General features: G+C 51.5%; 2 tRNA genes and 3 rRNA genes. All 5 read left to right on the forward strand.

The window, feature by feature from the left end:
* Window positions 1–92 (forward strand): 16S ribosomal RNA (locus EYB31_RS39940); the annotation flags it as partial.
* Window positions 93–228: 136 nt separating this feature from the next.
* Window positions 229–345 (forward strand): 5S ribosomal RNA (gene rrf, locus EYB31_RS39945).
* 34 nt (window positions 346–379) lie between these two features.
* A tRNA-Ile gene (locus tag EYB31_RS39950) sits at window positions 380–456 on the forward strand.
* Between the two features lie 89 nt (window positions 457–545).
* A tRNA-Ala gene (locus tag EYB31_RS39955) sits at window positions 546–621 on the forward strand.
* 198 nt (window positions 622–819) lie between these two features.
* A 23S ribosomal RNA gene (locus tag EYB31_RS39960) occupies window positions 820–1,021 on the forward strand; the annotation flags it as partial.

Consider the following 1,021-nt stretch of genomic DNA (forward strand, 5'->3'; position numbering starts at 1 on the left):
AAGGGGGCCAGCCGCCGAAGGTGGGGTAGATGATTGGGGTGAAGTCGTAACAAGGTAGCCGTATCGGAAGGTGCGGCTGGATCACCTCCTTTCTATGGAGTCCATGTTACCAGCAGGGTAACGGACACAAAGCAGCGCAAGCTGCAAAACACATTCACTCGTTGGTCAGTTTTGAGAGAGCAATACAGGCTCACATCATCGTGAGACCTAAAGCAACTCTCGCATTCGTTTGGTGGCGATGGCGGAGGGGAACCACGCGTACCCATCCCGAACACGACCGTTAAGTCCTCCAGCGCCGATGGTACTTAGACCGCAGGGTCTTGGGAGAGTAGGACGTTGCCAAGCGAACCCACCGTGGTGGGTTTTTTAATGAAAAGACGGGCCCTTAGCTCAGCTGGTTAGAGCGCACCCCTGATAAGGGTGAGGTCGGTGGTTCGAGTCCACTAGGGCCCACCATGTAACTTCCAAAGATATGTTGTATGGGGTCCCCGAAAAGTATTCGGTATAGGCTCCAGAGCATAGCGTCACTTTTTGGGGGTAAATTAGGGGCCATAGCTCAGCTGGGAGAGCGCCTGCCTTGCAAGCAGGAGGTCAGCGGTTCGATCCCGCTTGGCTCCACCAAAACTTGTTCCTTGAAAACTGGATAGCGAAACAACTTCAAGCATAAAGCTTACAAATCCTTTGGATTTAACATATCTTTTAGCTACTGTGAAGTTGTATGACGAAAGCAGCGACTTTTGTTTAGTTGGATTCTCCGCAAGGAGATCAATTCATAATTCAAATAAACAATGGAGCGCGTCGGCAGACAACGGAACAACTGGTTAAGCTAATAAGAGCACACGGAGGATGCCTAGGCGCTAGGAGCCGAAGAAGGACGTGGCGAACAACGAAAAGGCCTCGGGGAGCCGTAAGCAGGCATTGATCCGGGGATGTCCGAATGGGGGAACCCAGCTGAGGTAATACTCAGTTACCATGCAGTGAATACATAGCTGCTTTGGAGGCATACGAGGGGAACTGAAAC

This window comes from Paenibacillus thalictri (assembly GCF_004307995.1).
GTDB classification, from domain to species: Bacteria; Bacillota; Bacilli; order Paenibacillales; family NBRC-103111; genus Paenibacillus_AF; species Paenibacillus_AF thalictri.